This window comes from Mycobacterium sp. PO1, from assembly GCF_017312405.1.
Classification (GTDB): domain Bacteria; phylum Actinomycetota; class Actinomycetes; order Mycobacteriales; family Mycobacteriaceae; genus Mycobacterium.
The window spans coordinates 64,806-82,918 of record NZ_BLTG01000052.1; the positions used below are offsets into that span (position 1 = coordinate 64,806).

An 18,113-nucleotide genomic window follows, 5' to 3' on the forward strand; every position below is an offset into this window, starting at 1 on the left:
GTCGTCGCCCAGCGACGGCTTATGGTTTCGCTGGCAAGAACCCTAGGCGGTCATATACCCGCCGCAACGTCTGTCCAGACACTTCACGTGCGCGCTGCGCACCGGTGGCCAGCACACTCTCCAGTTCTGCGGGGTCGGCAAGGAGCTCGTCGACCCGGTTCTTGATCGGCGTGACGAACTCCACGACCGCATCGGCGGTCTCCTTCTTGAGGTCTCCGTACCCTCGTCCGGCATAACCGTCGACGAGCTTGTCGATGTCGGCGCCGGTGACCGCGGCCTGGATGGTGAGCAGGTTGGACACCCCCGGTTTGGCCTCCGGGTCGAAGCGGACCTCGCGTTCACTGTCGGTGACGGCGGACCGGATCTTCTTGGCGGTCTTGGCCGGATCGTCGAGCAGCGAGATCAGCCCCGCGTCGGTGGCCGCCGACTTGCTCATCTTCGCGGTCGGGTCGGACAGGTCGTAGATCTTGGCCGTGGCCTTGGGGATCATCGGTTCGGGCACCACGAACGTGTCCGGGAATCGGGCGTTCATCCGTTGCGCCAGATCGCGTGCCAGTTCCAGGTGCTGGCGCTGGTCCTCACCGACGGGCACCAGGTCGGTGTCGTAGAGCAACACGTCGGCAGCCATCAACACCGGATAGGTGAACAGGCCGACCGTGGTGGCATCAGCACCCTGCTTCTGCGACTTGTCCTTGAACTGCGTCATCCGCGAGGCCTGTCCGAAACCTGTGAAACACCCCAGCACCCAGGCCAATTCAGCATGGGCTGGGACGTGGCTCTGGACGAACACGGTGGCCCGCTGCGGGTCGATACCCAGGGCCAGGTACTGCGCGGCGGTGACCAGGGTGCGTTTGCGAAGAGTCTCGGGTTCCTGCGCGACGGTGATCGCGTGCAGGTCGACGACGCAGAAGTAGGCGTCATGGCCGTCCTGCAGACCCACCCACTGGGCCACCGCGCCCAGGGCGTTGCCCAGATGCAGGGAATCCGAGGTCGGCTGCGCGCCGGAGAAGACGACCGGCTTGGTTGTGGTGCTCATGGTGCTGACCATTTTCCCATTGCTGGGCGCGAGGTCACGCGTGGGTCATCCGCTGGAGCGCGCGCAGGAACACCGAGCGTTCCTCGGCGGTCAACAGGCCCAGCCATCGTTCTTCGCCCGATTGGATCTCCGCCTGCGCCGCTTCTTTGACCGCACGACCCGCATCGGTGATCGCCAGTAGCCGAACCCGTCGGTCTTCAGGGTCGGGACGTCGTTCGATCAAGTTCCGGTCCTGCAGTTCGTCGAGAGTGCCGATGATCCGGGTCTTGTCGGCGTTCACCGCCTGCGCGAGCGCGGCCTGTGTCCGTACTGTCCCTCGATCCAACGCACACAGCACGACATAACCCCACATGGTCAGGTCGTTTCGGGCGAGAGCCGGCTTCTCTGCGGCAACCAGTTCGCGCAGCAGCGGCGTGAGCATCGCCGCGAGATCGGGGCGCGTTCCGGAGGCCACCGCGACAGCATAAGCATTGCACAATGATGTGCGGATGCCTATTATCCGCTCATGTACACGTTCAACGCTCAGCACCGGACCGCCATCGAGTCCTCCGTCGCGGTGGTCCGACACGTGCGGCCCGACATGCTGACGCTGCTCACGCCGTGCGCCGGGTGGACGCTTGCGGACCTGCTGACCCACATGACCGCCCAGCATCATGGATTCGCCGCGGCGGCGCGCGGGGGCGGTCGCGAGCACGCGGTGTGGAACGCCGAGTCCTACGCGGGCGCCGTGACTGCCGATCCGGCCGGCACCTACGCTTCGGCCGCCGACGACGCGCTCCGGGCGTTCGCCACCGACGGCGTCGAAGACGCGCTGTTCGCTCTGCCTGAACTCGGACCCGAGATCACCGTGCCCGGCGCGATGGCACTGGGCTTCCACTTCGTCGATTACGTGGTGCACGGATGGGACGTCGCCACCACGCTCGGACGGCCGTACCGCTTGCCCGCCGATGTCATCGCCGCTGCGCTGCCCATCGCAATGGCGGTGCCCGACGGCGAGATTCGCGACGACGACGCCTTCCCGTTCGCGCGCTCGGTCCAGCCAACCGCGACCGACGCCGACGTCGGTGACGACTTCGCCCAACTCCTGCGCCATCTGGGCCGTGACGCTGACGGGGTTGCCGCGACGTCTGCGGTCAACTCCGGTACGGGTCACCGCCGGCAGGGCTAGCATTCCGCTTCGTGCGACGATTGCTGGCTTTGGGTGTGACCGCGGTGATGACGGCGGCACTGGCCGGATGCCAGAGCGACGGTGGATCCGCGTCCCGCGACTCGACGAGCGCGGCGGTCATCGTCTCAGGAGGCGACGCGACGAGCCCGTTCACCACCCCGGACCAGGCGTGTGCCACCGGGCTCGCGGCCGGCAACACCGACACCGCACTGCGGGAGTACCTGCTCGACAAGGGGCTGACGGTGTACACGTCGCCGGCGATGGCCGGACGCGGACAGGTGGTCGACCAGACCGGCTTCGGCGCGTTCGGGGTCTGCCCGGTCACGCTGCCGGAGAACATGACGGTCAATTCCACCGGCAGCATCGACACCGCCGGCGAGCACCTGGCGCGCTTCCTGACGTGGTTGCACACCGAGAAAGGCGTCAACGAGGTCGACCTGGTCGGCCACTCGATGGGCGGTCTGTACTCCCGCGCCGCGATCCGGGTGCTCGTGTCGACGGATTCTCCGGTGCGCGTCCGCTCGCTGACCACCCTCGGGACACCGTGGCAGGGTTCCTATCTGTCCGACTACGCGAACGGTCTGCTTCCGCTGTCCGACTGCCTCGGTGACGAATTCTGCGAGAGCGCGATGAAGGACATGAAGACCGAGGTGCAGCGGTTGATGGCCGGTTCGGGCCGAGAAGTCAATCAGGCGTACCTGATGGGCGAGAACGGCTGGAACGAATTCCAGTCAGGGGTCCTCGACCAGATCCCCGTGGTGCTGATCGGCGGCAAGAAGTTCACCAAGCAGGGTCCGGTGAACTCGGCGGTCTGGCCCAACGACGGCCTGGTGGCGTTGCAGAGCGCGCTGGCCGCCGATATCGGCGATCCCGTGCTGCCGCACCGGCGTTGCCATGTGTTCGACGACACGCACAGCATCTATGTGTCCAACCTGGCCGACCTGGATTGGCAGACCGCGTTGACGTGGGATCCGGCGGTCCTCGACGCGGTGCACGCCGCCATCGAGAACGCCCCCGCGGCCCTGGACGGCCCCAACCGGGAGGGCTGCCCGGCGGCCTGAGTGTCCTCGTGGTCAGCGGTATTCGACGGTGACCGGACAATGGTCGGACCAGCGCAACGCGTAGGCGGCCGGCCGTTCGGTGCGCACCGACGCCACGCGCGCGGCCAGCTTCGGGGTGGCGAGCTGGTAGTCGATGCGCCAGCCGGCGTCGTTGTCGAACGCCTTGCCGCGCCACGACCACCACGCGTACGGGCCGGGCACCCCGGGATGCGCCTGGCGCACGACGTCGGTCCAGCCGGTGGCCAGCAGGTCGGTCAACCACTGCCGCTCCTGAGGCAGGAAGCCGGCCTTCTTGACGTTGCCCTTCCAGTTCTTGATGTCGTTCTCGGTGTGCGCGATGTTCCAGTCCCCACACAGCACCGCATCGGCACCTCGCGCCAGCAGATCGGCCATCCGCGCCTGCACGGCGGCCATGAAGCGCTCTTTTTCCCGCTGCCGTTCGGTCTCGGCCTCGCCGGTGGGCACGTACACGCTGCCCACCGTCACCCCGGCCGTGTCCGCCTCGATGTAGCGGCCGTGGCAGGCGAATTCCTCGGCGCCGCAGCCGATCCTGACGTCGTCGAACGGCGCGCGGGACAGCAGGGCGACACCGTTGCGGCCTTTGACGTGCGCCGTGGCCGAGGCCAGATGCCAGCCGTCGGCCAATGCCGGGGCCAGCGCGGCGGCGAGCTGCTCGTCGTCCGCCCTGGTCTCCTGCAGGCACACCACGTCGGTGGTGGTCTGCCTCAGCCACGGCAACAACCCGAGGTTCTCGGCCGAGCGCTGCTTGACCGCCGCCCGGATGCCGTTGACGTTGACGGTGCTCACCGTGAGAGGGCCTGTCACGACCGCCGACCATAACGGGCCGGTCGGCGCGCACATTCTTGCGGTACCGGCGGTATCACCTTAGTGTCGGGCGCATGGCACAACGAGAGCCGATCCACGCCGGAACCGGCGAGCCGGTCCTGCTGCTGCACCCTTTCCTGTGCTCGCAGAACGTCTGGAACACCGTCGCTGCCGACCTGGCCGCCACGGGTCGGTTCGAGGTGTACGCCCCGACGATGCTGGGCCACCACGGCGGGCGTCCGTCGCCGAGCTGGCTGCTGCACACCGCGATGCTCGTCGACGACATCGAGCAGCGGATGGACGAGCTGGGCTGGCAGACCGCCCACATCGTGGGCAATTCGCTGGGCGGCTGGGCCGCATTCGAGCTCGAGCGCCGCGGCCGGGCCCGGACGTTGACCGCGATCGCCCCGGCTGGAGGGTGGCCGCATCACTCGCTGTCCAAGTACGAAACCGTGCTGAAGTTCGTCCTCGGCGGCCCGGCGCTGATCGCGGCCCGGCTGGTGGGTCCGCGCATCCTGACGTGGCCGTTCGTCCGCCGGCTGGCGACCCTTCCGGTCAGCGGACCCGCCGACGGACCGCCCGAGGCCGAGCTGCGCGCCCTCGTCGAGGACGCCACCCACTGCCGCGCCTACCTGCAGCTGCTGGTCAAGACGCTGCACCTACCCGGACTGCTGGAGCTGGCCGGTCTCGGCGCGCCGACCCAACTGGTGCTGTGCGAGAAGGACCGGGTGTTCCCGACTCCCCGCGGCAACCGCTACTTCCTGCAGCATCTGCCCGACAGCGCCGAGGTCGTCCGCCTGCCCGGCGTCGGACACATTCCGATGCTCGAGGCACCCGACCAGATCTCGGCGCTGATCGCCGACTTCATCGACCGGCACTCCGACTCCCGCGCCGACCCTGGGCAGGCCACCGGCTGACGCCGGTCAGCACCTCCGCGCGTCCAACCCGCTGGCATCGTCGCTGCGCAGTGCGCTACGCTTCGTCTCGGTCATGAGCGCCAGCGTGAAGCCCCGGCTTGCTGGCCGGCAACCCTCCAACCGCGGTGGGGTGCCCCGGGTGATGAACCAGGTTGAGTAGCCACACCGGCTACGCGGCAAGCGCGGGTCCGCCGTGAACGGGCCCCCTGAGTAGATGGGGACACCTGATGGCGAGGTCACCGATCCACTGTTGTCGGTAACGCGCAGCAGCGATCACCTCACCCATTCCAGGCCCCTTCGCGGAGGAGAACACAACAATGAGCGGCGAGCACAACACCGACCCCAGCGCCCGGTGGTCGTTCGAGACCAAGCAGGTCCATGCCGGACAGCAGCCCGACACCGCCACCCACGCGCGGGCTCTGCCGATCTACCAGACCACCAGCTACAGCTTCGACAGCACCGATCACGCCGCGGCGCTGTTCGGCCTGGCTGAACCGGGCAACATCTACACGCGGATCATGAACCCGACGACCGACGTCGTCGAACAGCGCATCGCCGCCCTCGAGGGCGGGGTGGCCGCCCTGTTCCTGGCCTCCGGCCAGGCCGCGGAGACGTTCGCGGTCCTCAACATCGCCAACGCCGGCGATCACATCGTCTCCAGCCCGCGCCTCTACGGCGGAACCTACAACCTGTTCCACTACTCGCTGCCCAAGCTCGGCATCGACGTCACCTTCGTCGACAACCCCGACGATGCCGAGTCGTGGCGTGCCGCGGTCCGGCCGAACACCAAGGCGTTCTTCGGGGAGACGATCTCCAACCCGCAGATCGACGTCCTCGACATTCCGACCGTCGCAGCCGTCGCCCACGACGCCGGGGTCCCGCTGATCGTCGACAACACGATCGCCACGCCGTATCTGATCCAGCCGCTCGCCCACGGGGCGGACATCGTCGTGCACTCGGCGACCAAATATCTGGGCGGACACGGCACCGCGATCGCCGGCGTGATCGTCGACGGCGGCACCTTCGACTGGACCAACGGCCGCTTCCCCGGCTTCACCAACCCCGATCCGAGCTACCACGGTGTGGTGTTCGCCGAACTGGGCGCGCCGGCGTTCGCGCTCAAGGCGCGGGTGCAATTGCTTCGCGACCTCGGTTCGGCGGCCTCACCGTTCAACGCCTTCCTGATCGCGCAGGGCCTGGAGACGTTGAGCCTGCGCATGGAACGCCATGTGGCCAACGCGCAGCGGGTGGCCGAATACCTGGCCGCACACCCCGACGTCATCTCGGTCAATTACGCCGGGCTGCCCAGCTCACCGTGGCACGAGCTCGGGAAGAAGCTGGCGCCCAAGGGAACCGGCGCGGTGCTGGCCTTCGAACTGGAGGGCGGCATCGATGCCGGCAAGGCCTTCGTCAACGCGCTGACCCTGCACAGCCATGTCGCCAACATCGGCGATGTCCGCTCCCTGGTCATCCATCCGGCGTCGACGACGCACCAGCAGCTGTCGCCCGAGGAGCAGCTCGCCAGCGGGGTCACCCCGGGCCTGGTCCGTCTCGCGGTCGGCATCGAAGGAATCGACGACATCATCGCCGACCTCGAACAGGGCTTCGCCGCCGCCGGGGCCGCCCGGTCGGCTTCCACGAGTACGGATCCGCACACCGTTGCCTCGTTCTAGGGATCGTGACGTGACAATCGTGGACGTGGTTGCGCATCCGGTGACACTGCCCCCCGAAGGCGAGGTCGGTGTCGTCGACATCGGCTCGCTCACCCTGGAGAACGGTCGGGTCGTCGACGACGTGTCGATCGCGGTGCAGCGCTGGGGCACACTGTCGCCCGAGCGGGACAACGTGGTGATGGTGCTGCACGCGCTGACCGGCGACTCGCACATCATCGGACCGGCCGGGCCCGGTCATCCCACCGCCGGATGGTGGGATGGGGTGGCCGGACCGGGTGCCCCGATCGACACCGACCGCTGGTGCGCGATCTCGACCAACGTGCTGGGCGGATGCCGCGGCTCCACCGGGCCGGGCTCGCCCGCGCCCGACGGAAAAGCTTGGGGCTCACGCTTTCCCGCGGTGTCGATCCGCGATCAGGTGGCCGCGGACATCGCGGTGCTGGACCGCCTCGGTATCAGCGAAGTCGCCGCCGTCGTCGGCGGCTCGATGGGCGGTGCCCGTGCCTTGGAGTGGATGATCACCCATCCCGACCGGGTCCGGGCCGGGCTGGTCCTGGCCGTCGGCGCCCGCGCGACCGCCGACCAGATCGGCACACAGTCCAACCAGGTCGCGGCCATCAAGGCCGACCCGAACTGGTGCGGCGGCGACTACTACGGCACAGGCCGCAGCCCCGACGTCGGCCTCGAGATCGCGCGGCGCTTCGCACATCTGACCTACCGCGGCGAGCACGAACTGGACGACCGATTCGGCAACGACCCGCAGGCCGGGGAGGACCCCGGTGACGGCGGACGCTACTCGGTACAGAGCTATCTGCAGTACCAGGGCCGAAAGCTGGTCGCGCGCTTCGACGCCGGAACCTACGTCACTCTCACCGACGCGCTGTCGAGCCACGACGTCGGCCGTGGCCGCGGGGGGATCGAAGCCGCGCTGCGGGGCTGCCCGGTGCCCGCGGTGGTCGGTGGCATCACCTCCGATCGGCTGTACCCGCTGCGGTTGCAAGCCGAGTTGGCCGAGTTGCTGCCCGGCTGCGACGGTCTCGACGTGGTCGACTCGAAATACGGACACGACGGCTTCCTGCTCGAAACCGAGGCTGTCGGCAAACTGATCCGCCGGACCCTGGAACTCGCGGAGCGGTGACCGAGACCTCGCGACAGCGCTCCCTGTCGTTCGGCGCCGAGGCCGCCGCCTACGAGCGTGGTCGCCCGTCGTATCCGCCCGAGGCCATCGACTGGCTGCTCCCCGACGGTGCACGCCGTGTCCTGGACCTGGGCGCCGGGACGGGCAAGCTCACCACCCGCCTGGTCGAGCGCGGCCTCGACGTCGTCGCCGTCGACCCGGTTCCGGAGATGCTGGAGCTGTTGACCCGGTCGTTGCCCGACACACCGGCGCTGCTGGGCACGGCGGAGGAGATTCCCCTGCCCGACGACAGCGTGGACGCCGTGCTGGTGGCCCAAGCCTGGCACTGGTTCGACCCCGAGCGGGCGATCCAGGAGGTGGCCCGGGTGCTGCGACCAGGGGGGCGGCTGGGGCTGGTGTGGAACAACCGTGACGAACGTCTCGGCTGGGTCAAAGAGCTGGGGCGCATAATCGGCCACGAGGCCGACCCATTCAGCCAGACGGTCGAGCTGCCGACGCCGTTCACCGATGTCGCACGGCACCAGGTGGAGTGGACCAGCTACCTGACCCCGCAGGCGTTGATCGACCTGGTGGCCTCGCGCAGTTACTGCATCACCTCGCCGGAGAACGTTCGCACGCGCACACTCGAGCAGGTCCGCCGGCTACTTGACACGCACCCCGCGCTGGCCGGCGCCAACGGCCTGGCACTGCCCTACGTGACGGTGTGCGTGCGCGCGATGGTCGCATGACCCAGCCCACAGCCGAGGTAACAATTCGGAAACAATACGCTCACAGGTTTTGCACACGCCTTCGTGCGTGTTTGCCCAGCTGAGCACGGTGTGGACGGCTGACTACCTGGTCAACTGCGTCGTCGAGCAACTTGAAGTCGGCACGTCACCTCGCATACGGTCATTGGGCCGACGATTTGAAATTCGACACGCGATACGTAACTCGGTGGTGACAGCTAACAACTTATGGAATCGGTCAACCCTGCGCTAAACGATCTTTCAGGTGAAAGCGCCCCAGGCGGGCAACCACGCCCTGAACCCAGGGAACAGCACCTGCGCCGTCCGCGCGCGGCCGACGGGCTGGCCGTGCACAAGCTGGTCGCCGACAGCGGTGTGCTGGACCTGAACTCCACCTACGCCTATGTGCTGCTGTGCACCGACTTTGCCGATAGTTCCATCGTTGCGGAGCGAGATGGACGTGTATGCGGGTTCATCGGTGGGTACCACCCTCCGCAGCGACCGGACGTGCTGTTCGTGTGGCAGGTCGTGGTCGCCGCCTCGGAGCGTGGCACCGGACTCGGTGGAGCCATGCTCGACGCACTTGTGCACCGCATCCGCAGCGAGCGCGGCGGACACCCGGTGACGGTGGAGGCGACCGTCGCACCGAGTAACGCATCATCGCGCGCGCTGTTCGGCGGGCTGGCCCGCCGGCACGGTGTGCCGATGACCGAGCACGACCACTTCTCGGCCGCAGACCTGGACCCCGAGGGCGCACACGAGGACGAACCACTGCTGCGAATCGGACCGATCACGGCCCCTTTGAACGATTGAAGTAATTGAAACGACTAGTGCAGAACTGCAATAGGTCGAACGAAAGGATGTCAATGACCATCATTACGGAGTCGACACTGTCGCAACCCAGCCTTCCCGACGAGTACACCAGCATCGAGTCCGAGGTCCGCAGCTACTGCCGCGGCTGGCCCACCGTCATGGACACCGCCCAGGGTTCCTGGGTCACCGACGTCGACGGGCGCCGCTACCTGGACTTCTTCGGCGGTGCCGGCGCGCTGAACTACGGCCACAACAACCCGGCGCTCAAGCAGGCCCTGATCGACTACCTGACCTCGGACAAGATCGTCCACTCGCTGGACATGGCCACGGTGGCCAAGACCGACTTCCTGCGGACCTTCAACGACGTCATCCTGGCTCCGCGCAAACTTGACTACAAGGTGCAGTTTCCCGGCCCGACCGGCGCGAACGCCGTGGAGTCAGCACTCAAACTGGCCCGCAAGGTCACCGGTCGCGAATCGATCATCAACTTCACCAACGCTTTTCACGGTATGACGCTGGGCGCGCTGTCGGTGACCGGTAACTCGATGAAGCGGGCCGGCGCCGGCATCCCGCTGGTGCACGCCACCCCGATGCCCTACGACAACTACTTCGACGGGGTCACCGAAGATTTCCACTGGTTCGAGCGGGTGCTCGACGACTCCGGCGGCGGGCTGAACCGGCCGGCCGCGGTGATCGTGGAGACGGTGCAGGGTGAAGGCGGCGTCAACGTCGCCCGCGCCGAGTGGCTGCAGGCGCTGGAGCAGCTGTGCCGAAAGCGCGACATCCTGCTGATCGTCGACGACGTGCAGATGGGGTGCGGGCGCACCGGGCCGTTCTTCAGCTTCGAAGCAGCCGGGATCACCCCCGACATCGTCACGCTGTCCAAGTCGATCAGCGGCTATGGGCTGCCGATGGCGCTGACGCTGTTCCGCCGCGATCTCGACGTGTGGACCCCCGGCGAGCACAACGGCACCTTCCGCGGGCACAACCCGGCATTCATCACCGCCACCAAGGCGCTGGAAACCTATTGGCAGGACAGCACATTCAGCGATGAGACGCTGTCCAAGGGCACGCTCATGCGCGATCTGATGGAGAAGATGGCCGCCAACCGGGACGGCATCAGCGCCCGCGGCCGCGGTATGGTCCAGGGGCTGAAATTCGAGGATGCCGATCTGGCCGGCGCGGTCTGCAAGGCTGCCTTCGAACGTGGTCTGCTCGCCGAAACCAGTGGCCCGGCCGACGAGGTCGTCAAGCTGCTGCCGCCGCTGACCACATCGGAGGCCGACCTGACCGCCGGGCTCGAGGTGCTCGACGAGTCCATCTCCGCCGCACTCGGCTGACCGAAACCCACACCCGAGGAGTGACAATTTCATGATCGTGCGCACCACTGACGACATCACCGGCACCGAACGCGATGTGTCGGACGGGACCTGGAGATCGAAGCGCATCATCCTGGCCGACGACGGGGTCGGATTCTCGTTCCACGAGACGACGATTCAGGCCGGCTCGGTCAACGAGTTCCACTACCAGTACCACGTGGAGGCCGTCTGGCTGGTCGAGGGCTCCGGCGTGCTGACCAACCTCGAGACCGGCGAGGAACATCCGCTCAAAGCCGGCTCGATGTACCTGCTCAACGGGCATGAACGCCATCGCATCCGCTGCGACGAGCAGATGCGTATGCTGTGTGTGTTCAACCCGCCGGTCACCGGCCGTGAGGTCCACGACGAGACAGGGGCGTACCCTCCGCCAGCGCAAATCGCATGACCAACTAGCCAACGAAGTTTTTGCCTATGAACACACGCACTGACGACCACTATCCAACCCGACTCGACCACGCGATCCCGCCGATCCCGCGCATCGAACCCGGTGTGTGGGGCAGTGCCGATCAGGGCCCGCTCGACGACGAGGCGCTTCAGAGCTATGCCGATGGCGGCTACCTCATCCGGCCCCGCACCGTCGGGCCGGAGTGGCTGCCGCCGTTGTCGATGGAGCTCAACCGCCTCGGCGCCGAGCTCGATCACGATGACCCGCGGGTCATCCGCGAGCCCGGTGGCGGCATCCGCTCGGTGTTCGAACCGCACCTGCTCAGCAATCTGATCGCCGAGGTGGTGGGCCTGGAGACCGTCCTGCCGGTGGCGCGTCAACTGCTCGGCAGCGACGTGTACATCCACCAGGCACGGATCAACATGATGCCGGGCTTCACCGGGAGCGGTTTCTACTGGCACTCGGACTTCGAGACCTGGCACGCCGAAGACGGTATGCCCGCGATCCGGGCGGTCTCCTGCTCGATCGCGCTCACCGACAACTATCCGTTCAACGGCTCGCTGATGGTGATGCCGGGTTCGCACCAGACGTTCTATCCGTGCGTGGGGGCGACCCCGGACGACAACTACACGTCGTCGCTGGTATCCCAGCGCATCGGCACCCCCGACCAGGACACCCTGGTCAAGGCGTGCGACGAACGCGGCATCGACCAGTTCACCGGACCGGCGGGCACCGCATTGTGGTTCGACGCCAACCTGCTGCACGGGTCGGGCTCGAACATCACGCCGTATCCGCGCTCCAACGTGTTCCTGGTGTTCAACTCGGTGGACAACGGCCTCGTCGAGCCGTTCGCCGCCAAATCCCGGCGCCCCAGCTTCCTGGCCGCCCGCGACATCGTCCCCGCCGGCCTGCAGTAGCGTCCCCGCCGGCGCGACTCCGCGTCGGCGTGGCCGGCGTCAGGTTCGCCCAGCGTGTGCGCCGAACGTGCTCGCACGGTAGCCAGGTGAGTGAAACCGCTACCGGCAGAGCACGCTCGGCGCAGCGCAGTCACATTCGGCGCAGCACAGGCAGGATTGTCAGGCTGCGGACGTCATCCGCTGCCGGATAGCCGTGCGCAGACCGCGACGCTGTCCCGACGTGTCCCCGTTGGTCTTGGCCAGCGGCACCGCCGCCTCGAAGCGGCGCTCGGAGTTCGTCTCGGGCGCGTTGTCCGGCGTGGCCCGCAGGAACCTATCGGGCAGCGCGAGTTTGAGGATCGTCCAGAACGACTGCCAGTACTGACGGGCCAATGGTCCGGTGGTGTAGGGCAGATCGTACTTCTCACACAGCTCACGTATCCGCACGCTCATCTCCGCGTACCGGTTGCTGGGCAGGTCGGGGAACAGGTGGTGCTCGATCTGGTAGCAGAGGTTGCCGCTCATGAACGCCATCACGGGTCCGGCGTTGAAGTTGGCCGACCCCAGCATCTGCCGCAGATACCACTCCCCGCGCGTCTCGTTCTCGAACTCCTCGACGGTGAACTTCTCGGCCCCGTCGGGGAAGTGCCCGCAGAAGATGACCATGTAGGCCCAGTAGTTGCGGATCAGGTTGGCGACCACATTGCACTTGAGGGTGCTCTTCCAGTTCGTCCCCGCCAACGCCGGATACACCAGGTAGTCCTTGCCGGCCTGCCTGCCCATCTTCTTGCCCATGACCCGCAGATCCTTCATCGCCTGGGCCCAGGTCTTCTCCTTGTTGCGGATCTTCTCGGTCTCGATGTGGTGCAGCGCCACGCCCCACTCGAACAGCGTGCCCAGCAGCAGGTTGTACACCGGGTTGCCGATCATCCACGGCTCCCACGGCTCGTCACGCGTCACCCGCATGATCCCGTAGCCGACGTCGCTGTCGAGTCCGACGACGTTGGTGTACTTGTGATGGACGAAATTGTGGGAGTGCTTCCACTGCGCCGACGGGCAGGCGGTGTCCCATTCCCACTCGGTGGAGTGGATCTCGGGATCGTTCATCCAGTCCCACTGACCGTGAATGACGTTGTGGCCCAGCTCCATGTTCTCGATGATCTTGGCGCTGGCCAGCATCGCCGTTCCCGCGATGCGGGCCAGGCGACTGCTGCTGGCGAACAACGCGATACGCCCGCCCGCGGCCAGCGCCCGCTGCAACTGGATGGTGCGCCGGATGTAGCGAGCGTCGCGCTCGCCGCGTGACTCCTCGACCTCCGCACGAATCGCGTCGAGTTCGGCCGCCAGCGCTTCGATGTCCTCGTCGGTGAGGTGGGCGTACGCCTTGATGTCGGTGATGGCCATGGTTGCCTCTCAGATGTTGATGGTGCAGTCGCCGGATGCGGTGGAGATACAGGTCTGGATACGATCGCCGGCGCCGTGCTCGTCACCGGAGCGGATGTCGCGGACGTGCCCGCCGTCCAGCGGCAGCACGCAGGTCTGGCAGATTCCCATCCGGCAGCCGAACGGCATCTGGATGCCGACCTGCTCACCGGCTTCGAGCAGGGTCGTCGCCCCGTCGACCTCGACCTGCTTGTCGGAGATGGCGAATGTGACGGTGCCGCCCTCGCCGCCCTTGTCGGTGGCGGCGATGGTGAACCGCTCCATGTGCAGCTCGCTGTCGAGACCGTGCTCCTTCCACAGGTTTTCGACATCGTCGAGCATCGCCGCGGGACCGCAGGCCCACGCCGAACGTTCCCGCCAGTCGGGCACCACCGTGTCGAACTGCGCAAAGTCGACATGGCCGTCGCTGTCGGTCAGCTGCAGATGCAGCCGGTATCCGTCCTGCTTGCTCTCCAGTTCGCGCAGCTCGTCGTGGAAGATCACCGCGTCGGCCGACGGCGCCGAGTGCACGTGGACGATGTCGGGGTGCTGTTCGCGCGCCCGCAGCGAGCGCAGCATGCCCATGATCGGGGTGATCCCGCTGCCGGCGCTGATGAACAACAGTGCCGGCGGGGGCGGATCGGGCAGCGCGAAGTCCCCTTTCGGCGCCGCCAACCGGATGACGGTGCCCGGTTCGACACCGTTGACCAGGTGGGTCGACAGAAACCCCTCGGGGGTGGCCTTGACCGTGATCGAGATCTGCTCACCGTCCTGTTCGGGCACCGAGGTCAACGAATACGACCGCCAGTGCCACCGGCCGTTGACCCGCAGCCCGATGCCGACGTACTGGCCGGGTCGGTAGTCCCCGGCGAAACCCCATCCCGGGCGGATGAACACCGTGGCGGTGTCTTCGGTCTCCCGCCGCACCGCAATGATCTCGCCGCGCAGTTCGCGCGCCGACCACAGCGGGTTCAGCAAAGACAGATAGTCGTCGGGCAGCAACGGCGTCGTCGCCCGGGCCGCCAATCCCCGCACGATGTTGACCCAGGGTCCCGACGCCGTTTCGACGTCCCGCGCGGGAGCCTTGCTCCACCGGGCCAACGCTTTGATCGCCGACATCAGGCCTCCCGTCTCTCGGTGCTGTGACAGCTGTCACAACGCTGACGGCGGACGAGTAACCTTACTGAGCAGTAACCAAACATCGCCTGCGGCGTAGTACACACATCGTCCGCAACCGACGAGGGCGCCTCAGCTGGTACCGAGAGGATCGATGGTCCAGGCGATGTACAGCATCGCCGCGCTGACCGACGCGGTGGTCACCACGTCGACCGTGCGGCTGCGCACCGCGAGCAACCCCACACGATCCTCGGACAGCATCAGCCGCAAGCCGGCGGCCACTCCGACACCGACCGCCATCACGGCGGCACCGCGACGCCAGTAACCGAAGGCGACCAACCCGAACGCGGCCACCAGGAACAGGCCGACCAGCAAGATCGGCCACTGCCCGGCGAACACCTTGCGGGCGACATCCTTCAGCGTCACGAGGCTGCGGCGGCCTCGGCGCGCTCGACGACGTTGGTCAGCAGGAACGCCCGGGTCAGCGGACCCACTCCGCCGGGGTTCGGGGAGACGTGGCCGGCGACGTCCCAAACCCCGGGATGCACGTCGCCGACGAGCTTGCCGGCGTCGTCGCGACTGACCCCGACATCGACCACGGCCGCGCCCGGACGCACCATCTCCGCGGTCACCATGTGCGGCACCCCGGCCGCGGCGACGATGATGTCGGCCTCCCGGGTGATCTGTGGCAGATGCCGGGTGGCGGTGTGGCACAGCGTCACGGTCGCGTTCTCCGAGCGCCTGGTCAGCAGCAGCCCCAGCGGCCGGCCCACCGTGACACCGCGCCCGATGACCACGACGTGCGCGCCGGCGATCTCGACCTGGTAGCGGCGCAGCAGATGCACGATGCCGCGCGGCGTGCACGGCAACGGTGCCGGCTCGTTGAGCACGAGCCGGCCCAGGTTCGTCGGGTGCAGCCCGTCGGCGTCCTTGCCGGGGTCGACCCGCTCGAGCGCAGCGTTCTCGTTCAGGTGCTTGGGCAGCGGCAACTGCACGATGTAGCCGGTGCAGTCAGGGTTCGCGTTGAGCTCGTCGAGGACCTCCTCGAGCGCCGACTGGCTGATGTCGGCGGGCAGGTCGCGACGGATCGAGTTGATGCCCACCTTGGCGCAGTCGGAGTGCTTTCCCCGCACGTAGGCCTGCGAACCGGGGTCGTCACCGACCAGCACCGTGCCCAGCCCCGGCGTGCGACCGGAGTCGGTGAGCTTCTTCACCCGCTCGGTGAGATCGACGAAGATCTCGTCGCGCGTGGCCTTGCCGTCCAAAGTGATTGCACCCACGGCTGCCATTCTGACAGCAGCCGTGGCAGGCTCTGCGACATGACAGCCCCCAACGATGTGTTCACTGCTGCCAAGCTGGGCCCGATCACCCTGCGCAACCGTGTCATCAAAGCGGCGACCTTCGAGGCGTCGACCCCGAACGCACTGGTCACCGATGATCTGATCACCTACCACCGGCTGCCTGCCGCCGGTGGGGTCGGCATGACGACCGTGGCGTACCTGGCGGTGTCCCCGGGCGGCCGCACCGAGGGCAACCAGATCTACTGGCGTCCGGAGGCGATCCCCGGGTTGCGTCGCCTCACCGACGCCATCCACGCCGAGGGTGCGGCGATCAGCGCTCAGATCGGTCACGCCGGTCCGGTGGCCAACGCGCGGTCGAACAAGGCCACCGCGCTGGCGCCGGTGCGGTTCTTCAACCCGCTGTCGATGCGGTTCGCCCGCCACGCCACCCGAGCCGACATCGACGACGTCATGGCGGCCCATGCCGCGGCGGCACGCTATGCCATCGACGCCGGCTTCGACGCTGTCGAGGTCCATCTCGGGCACAACTACTTCGCGAGTTCGTTCCTGTCGCCGCTGATCAACCGGCGCACCGACGAGTTCGGCGGGTCGTTGGCCAATCGGGCCAAGGTCGCCCGCGGAACAGTGTTGGCGGTGCGCCGGGCAGTGGAGAAGGCCGGCACACCGATCGCGGTGACAGCGAAGCTGAACATGGCCGACGGGGTGCGGGGTGGCATCTCGACCGAGGAAGCGCTGCAGACCGCGAAGTGGCTCGAGGAGGACGGAGGATTGGACGCGATCGAGTTGACGGCCGGCAGCTCTCTGGTCAACCCGATGTACCTGTTCCGCGGCGATGTGCCGATCAAGGAGTTCGCCGGCGCCTTCAAGCCGCCACTGCGCTGGGGCATCCGGATGACGGGCACCAAGTTCCTGCGGGAGTACCCCTACCGAGAGGCCTACCTGCTGCGTGATGCCAAGCAATTCCGCGCCGAGCTGTCGATGCCGCTGATCCTGCTGGGCGGCATCACCAACCGCCAGACGATGGACCTGGCCATGGCCGAGGGGTTCGACTTCGTCGCGATGGGGCGCGCGCTGCTGGCCGAACCGGATCTGCTCAACCGGATCCAGGCCGACGGTGAGGCGGTGAAATCGTTGTGCACGCATTGCAATCAGTGCATGGCGACGATCTACAGCCACACGCACTGTGTGGTGACCGGTTCCCCGGACACCGTCACACCGGGGGTATGAGCGCCCGGGCGCAATCGGCGACGATCGTGTCGGCGCTGACCGGAATGCTCTGACGAGCCCGGAGATGACGGCGCACGATGGCGCCGGGCACGTCGAGCACGGCCGCACTGACCCGTCCCTCCTCGTCGGGCAGGTCGTTCATCGCCTTACGGAGCTTGCGCTGCAAGCGCTTCCGCCGACCGGCGATCGTGTCCGGCCAGTCCCCCAGACCGAGCTCGTGCGGGCCGGCCAACAGCACCTGCGCTTCGGTCGAGTTCTCGCGGCACCATTGCACGATCCGCAACGCCCCGGCGACGCAGCGCTGCTGCGCGTCGCTGTCCTCCGACAGCGCGTCGATCAGCGCCTCCTGGAACCGCTCCTCGGTGCGCACCCACAGCTCGCCGCACAGGGCGGCGCGAGTGGGAAAGCGGTGGTACACCGAGCCGCTCGGCGCTCCCGCGGCGCGGGCGACGGCAGACATCGTGACGGCCGAAGGCCCTTCGGCGGCCAGCAGCTCCGCGGCCACATCGAGAAGGAGGTCTACGGAGTATCGGGCGGGCCGCGGCATTGCACCACCCTAAAGTAGAGGTACATCTCTAATATGACGGCAGCCGCCCGCGCCCACCGCCATCGCCGTCGCCGAGCCCGTCTGTCGCGCCCCTTCCGACGGTGATGCCGTCGCGTTATCCGCCGCGCTCTCAGCAGGTTTCCATGCGACAGTCAGCGTCGCGATGCCGCACGGCGTCGGAGGCGAGCACCACGGGCGTGTCGCGACGATCGCCGAGGTGCGGGGGCGCACCGATGCGGCGTACGACCCGGCCGTGGCTTTCCTCGAGATCGGCGCCGGCGACACGTCGCCCTCATGGTGACGTACCGAGGCGCCGCACGCGACGCCACACCCGCGTCGACGCGGCGTTCGCACACGTCATCGCCGTACGAAACGGACGGATAACGGCGCTGCAACAGATCACAGACACCGTCAGGTGGAGCATCCGCGCCTGGAAGCGCCGGTTAGAGTTGTCGCGATGTCTAATGTCGCCGCCGGAGCGGCT

20 protein-coding genes and 1 riboswitch are annotated in these 18,113 nt (G+C 67.5%); of the genes, 12 read left to right on the plus strand and 8 right to left on the minus strand.

Annotated features, from left to right (window positions below):
• Positions 1 to 19 precede the first annotated feature (19 nt).
• Positions 20 to 1,036, minus strand: a complete 1,017-nt coding sequence (gene trpS / locus J3476_RS18370) for a tryptophan--tRNA ligase (RefSeq protein WP_207067826.1) — start codon at positions 1,034 to 1,036, stop codon at positions 20 to 22.
• Between the two features lie 34 nt (positions 1,037 to 1,070).
• Positions 1,071 to 1,457, minus strand: a complete 387-nt coding sequence (locus J3476_RS18375) for a MarR family winged helix-turn-helix transcriptional regulator (RefSeq protein WP_207067852.1) — start codon at positions 1,455 to 1,457, stop codon at positions 1,071 to 1,073.
• 84 nt (positions 1,458 to 1,541) lie between these two features.
• On the opposite strand from J3476_RS18375, the gene J3476_RS18380 reads away from it, so the two are divergent.
• Together J3476_RS18380 and J3476_RS18385 are read left to right on the plus strand one after the other, a co-directional pair.
• Entirely contained in the window at positions 1,542 to 2,204 is a 663-nt protein-coding gene (locus J3476_RS18380; RefSeq protein WP_207067827.1) for a TIGR03086 family metal-binding protein, read from the plus strand.
• 11 nt (positions 2,205 to 2,215) lie between these two features.
• Positions 2,216 to 3,265 (plus strand): hypothetical protein, encoded by a 1,050-nt coding sequence (locus J3476_RS18385; RefSeq protein ID WP_286183313.1) that lies wholly within the window; start codon positions 2,216 to 2,218, stop codon positions 3,263 to 3,265.
• A 12-nt stretch (positions 3,266 to 3,277) separates the two neighbouring features.
• On the opposite strand, the gene J3476_RS18390 is transcribed toward J3476_RS18385, so the two are convergent.
• Positions 3,278 to 4,090 carry an exodeoxyribonuclease III gene (locus J3476_RS18390; RefSeq protein ID WP_286183314.1) on the minus strand — a complete coding sequence of 271 codons (813 nt, stop codon included), beginning with the start codon at positions 4,088 to 4,090 and terminating at the stop codon, positions 3,278 to 3,280.
• Positions 4,091 to 4,164: 74 nt separating this feature from the next.
• On the opposite strand from J3476_RS18390, the gene J3476_RS18395 reads away from it, so the two are divergent.
• The 8 genes from J3476_RS18395 (at position 4,165) to thpD (ending at position 12,037) form a co-directional block, all read left to right on the plus strand.
• Positions 4,165 to 5,007 carry an alpha/beta fold hydrolase gene (locus J3476_RS18395; protein ID WP_207067829.1) on the plus strand — a complete coding sequence of 281 codons (843 nt, stop codon included), beginning with the start codon at positions 4,165 to 4,167 and terminating at the stop codon, positions 5,005 to 5,007.
• 69 nt (positions 5,008 to 5,076) lie between these two features.
• Positions 5,077 to 5,196, plus strand: a riboswitch (SAM riboswitch).
• A 128-nt stretch (positions 5,197 to 5,324) separates the two neighbouring features.
• Positions 5,325 to 6,680 carry a bifunctional o-acetylhomoserine/o-acetylserine sulfhydrylase gene (locus J3476_RS18400; RefSeq protein WP_207067830.1) on the plus strand — a complete coding sequence of 452 codons (1,356 nt, stop codon included), beginning with the start codon at positions 5,325 to 5,327 and terminating at the stop codon, positions 6,678 to 6,680.
• Between the two features lie 10 nt (positions 6,681 to 6,690).
• The gene (locus tag J3476_RS18405; protein WP_207067831.1) at positions 6,691 to 7,818 is read left to right on the plus strand and encodes a homoserine O-acetyltransferase; all 1,128 of its coding nucleotides are present in this window, start codon (positions 6,691 to 6,693) and stop codon (positions 7,816 to 7,818) included.
• Entirely contained in the window at positions 7,815 to 8,546 is a 732-nt protein-coding gene (locus J3476_RS18410) for a class I SAM-dependent methyltransferase (RefSeq protein ID WP_207067832.1), read from the plus strand. The genes J3476_RS18405 and J3476_RS18410 overlap by 4 nt, the downstream gene beginning before the upstream one ends.
• 225 nt (positions 8,547 to 8,771) lie before the next feature.
• Positions 8,772 to 9,356: a diaminobutyrate acetyltransferase gene (gene ectA, locus J3476_RS18415; protein ID WP_207067833.1), complete on the plus strand. Its 585-nt coding sequence runs from the start codon at positions 8,772 to 8,774 to the stop codon at positions 9,354 to 9,356.
• A 53-nt stretch (positions 9,357 to 9,409) separates the two neighbouring features.
• Positions 9,410 to 10,696: a diaminobutyrate--2-oxoglutarate transaminase gene (ectB, locus tag J3476_RS18420; RefSeq protein ID WP_207067834.1), complete on the plus strand. Its 1,287-nt coding sequence runs from the start codon at positions 9,410 to 9,412 to the stop codon at positions 10,694 to 10,696.
• Between the two features lie 31 nt (positions 10,697 to 10,727).
• Positions 10,728 to 11,120 (plus strand): ectoine synthase, encoded by a 393-nt coding sequence (locus J3476_RS18425; RefSeq protein ID WP_207067835.1) that lies wholly within the window; start codon positions 10,728 to 10,730, stop codon positions 11,118 to 11,120.
• A 26-nt stretch (positions 11,121 to 11,146) separates the two neighbouring features.
• On the plus strand, positions 11,147 to 12,037 hold the full coding sequence (gene thpD / locus J3476_RS18430) for an ectoine hydroxylase (RefSeq protein WP_207067836.1): 891 nt from the start codon (positions 11,147 to 11,149) through the stop codon (positions 12,035 to 12,037).
• A gap of 159 nt (positions 12,038 to 12,196) precedes the next feature.
• Here the strand turns inward: thpD and J3476_RS18435 are convergent, their stop codons facing one another.
• The 4 genes from J3476_RS18435 to J3476_RS18450 form a co-directional block, all read right to left on the minus strand.
• Positions 12,197 to 13,420 (minus strand): fatty acid desaturase, encoded by a 1,224-nt coding sequence (locus J3476_RS18435; protein WP_207067837.1) that lies wholly within the window; start codon positions 13,418 to 13,420, stop codon positions 12,197 to 12,199.
• Between the two features lie 9 nt (positions 13,421 to 13,429).
• Entirely contained in the window at positions 13,430 to 14,557 is a 1,128-nt protein-coding gene (locus J3476_RS18440) for a ferredoxin reductase (RefSeq protein ID WP_207067838.1), read from the minus strand.
• 129 nt (positions 14,558 to 14,686) lie between these two features.
• Positions 14,687 to 14,980: a DUF3017 domain-containing protein gene (locus tag J3476_RS18445; RefSeq protein WP_207067839.1), complete on the minus strand. Its 294-nt coding sequence runs from the start codon at positions 14,978 to 14,980 to the stop codon at positions 14,687 to 14,689.
• Positions 14,977 to 15,834: a bifunctional methylenetetrahydrofolate dehydrogenase/methenyltetrahydrofolate cyclohydrolase gene (locus J3476_RS18450; protein WP_207067840.1), complete on the minus strand. Its 858-nt coding sequence runs from the start codon at positions 15,832 to 15,834 to the stop codon at positions 14,977 to 14,979. Before J3476_RS18450 ends, J3476_RS18445 begins: the two co-directional genes overlap by 4 nt.
• 39 nt (positions 15,835 to 15,873) lie before the next feature.
• Between J3476_RS18450 and J3476_RS18455 the strand changes: the two genes are divergently transcribed.
• The gene (locus J3476_RS18455) at positions 15,874 to 17,082 is read left to right on the plus strand and encodes an NADH:flavin oxidoreductase (protein WP_207067841.1); all 1,209 of its coding nucleotides are present in this window, start codon (positions 15,874 to 15,876) and stop codon (positions 17,080 to 17,082) included.
• Here the strand turns inward: J3476_RS18455 and J3476_RS18460 are convergent.
• Positions 17,066 to 17,629, minus strand: a complete 564-nt coding sequence (locus tag J3476_RS18460) for a TetR/AcrR family transcriptional regulator (RefSeq protein WP_207067842.1) — start codon at positions 17,627 to 17,629, stop codon at positions 17,066 to 17,068. The two genes, J3476_RS18455 and J3476_RS18460, sit on opposite strands and share 17 nt — an antisense overlap.
• A gap of 163 nt (positions 17,630 to 17,792) precedes the next feature.
• Here J3476_RS18460 and J3476_RS18465 point away from each other — a divergent pair, with 163 nt between their 5' ends.
• Positions 17,793 to 17,930, plus strand: coding sequence for a hypothetical protein (locus J3476_RS18465; RefSeq protein ID WP_207067843.1), 138 nt, complete (start codon positions 17,793 to 17,795; stop codon positions 17,928 to 17,930).
• Positions 17,931 to 18,113 lie beyond the last annotated feature (183 nt).

Excerpts from the sequence above, each read along its gene's own strand:
- J3476_RS18380 (WP_207067827.1), top strand. The coding sequence starts at position 1,542 with ATGTACACGTTCAACGCTCAGCACCGGACCGCCATCGAGTCCTCCGTC.
- J3476_RS18440 (WP_207067838.1), bottom strand. The coding sequence starts at position 14,557 with ATGTCGGCGATCAAAGCGTTGGCCCGGTGGAGCAAGGCTCCCGCGCGG.
- J3476_RS18395 (WP_207067829.1), top strand. The coding sequence starts at position 4,165 with ATGGCACAACGAGAGCCGATCCACGCCGGAACCGGCGAGCCGGTCCTG.
- J3476_RS18435 (WP_207067837.1), bottom strand. The coding sequence starts at position 13,420 with ATGGCCATCACCGACATCAAGGCGTACGCCCACCTCACCGACGAGGAC.
- thpD (WP_207067836.1), top strand. The coding sequence starts at position 11,147 with ATGAACACACGCACTGACGACCACTATCCAACCCGACTCGACCACGCG.
- ectA (WP_207067833.1), top strand. The coding sequence starts at position 8,772 with ATGGAATCGGTCAACCCTGCGCTAAACGATCTTTCAGGTGAAAGCGCC.
- J3476_RS18425 (WP_207067835.1), top strand. The coding sequence starts at position 10,728 with ATGATCGTGCGCACCACTGACGACATCACCGGCACCGAACGCGATGTG.
- J3476_RS18455 (WP_207067841.1), top strand. The coding sequence starts at position 15,874 with ATGACAGCCCCCAACGATGTGTTCACTGCTGCCAAGCTGGGCCCGATC.
- J3476_RS18375 (WP_207067852.1), bottom strand. The coding sequence starts at position 1,457 with ATGCTCACGCCGCTGCTGCGCGAACTGGTTGCCGCAGAGAAGCCGGCT.
- J3476_RS18460 (WP_207067842.1), bottom strand. The coding sequence starts at position 17,629 with ATGCCGCGGCCCGCCCGATACTCCGTAGACCTCCTTCTCGATGTGGCC.
- J3476_RS18465 (WP_207067843.1), top strand. The coding sequence starts at position 17,793 with ATGCCGCACGGCGTCGGAGGCGAGCACCACGGGCGTGTCGCGACGATC.
- trpS (WP_207067826.1), bottom strand. The coding sequence starts at position 1,036 with ATGAGCACCACAACCAAGCCGGTCGTCTTCTCCGGCGCGCAGCCGACC.
- ectB (WP_207067834.1), top strand. The coding sequence starts at position 9,410 with ATGACCATCATTACGGAGTCGACACTGTCGCAACCCAGCCTTCCCGAC.
- J3476_RS18400 (WP_207067830.1), top strand. The coding sequence starts at position 5,325 with ATGAGCGGCGAGCACAACACCGACCCCAGCGCCCGGTGGTCGTTCGAG.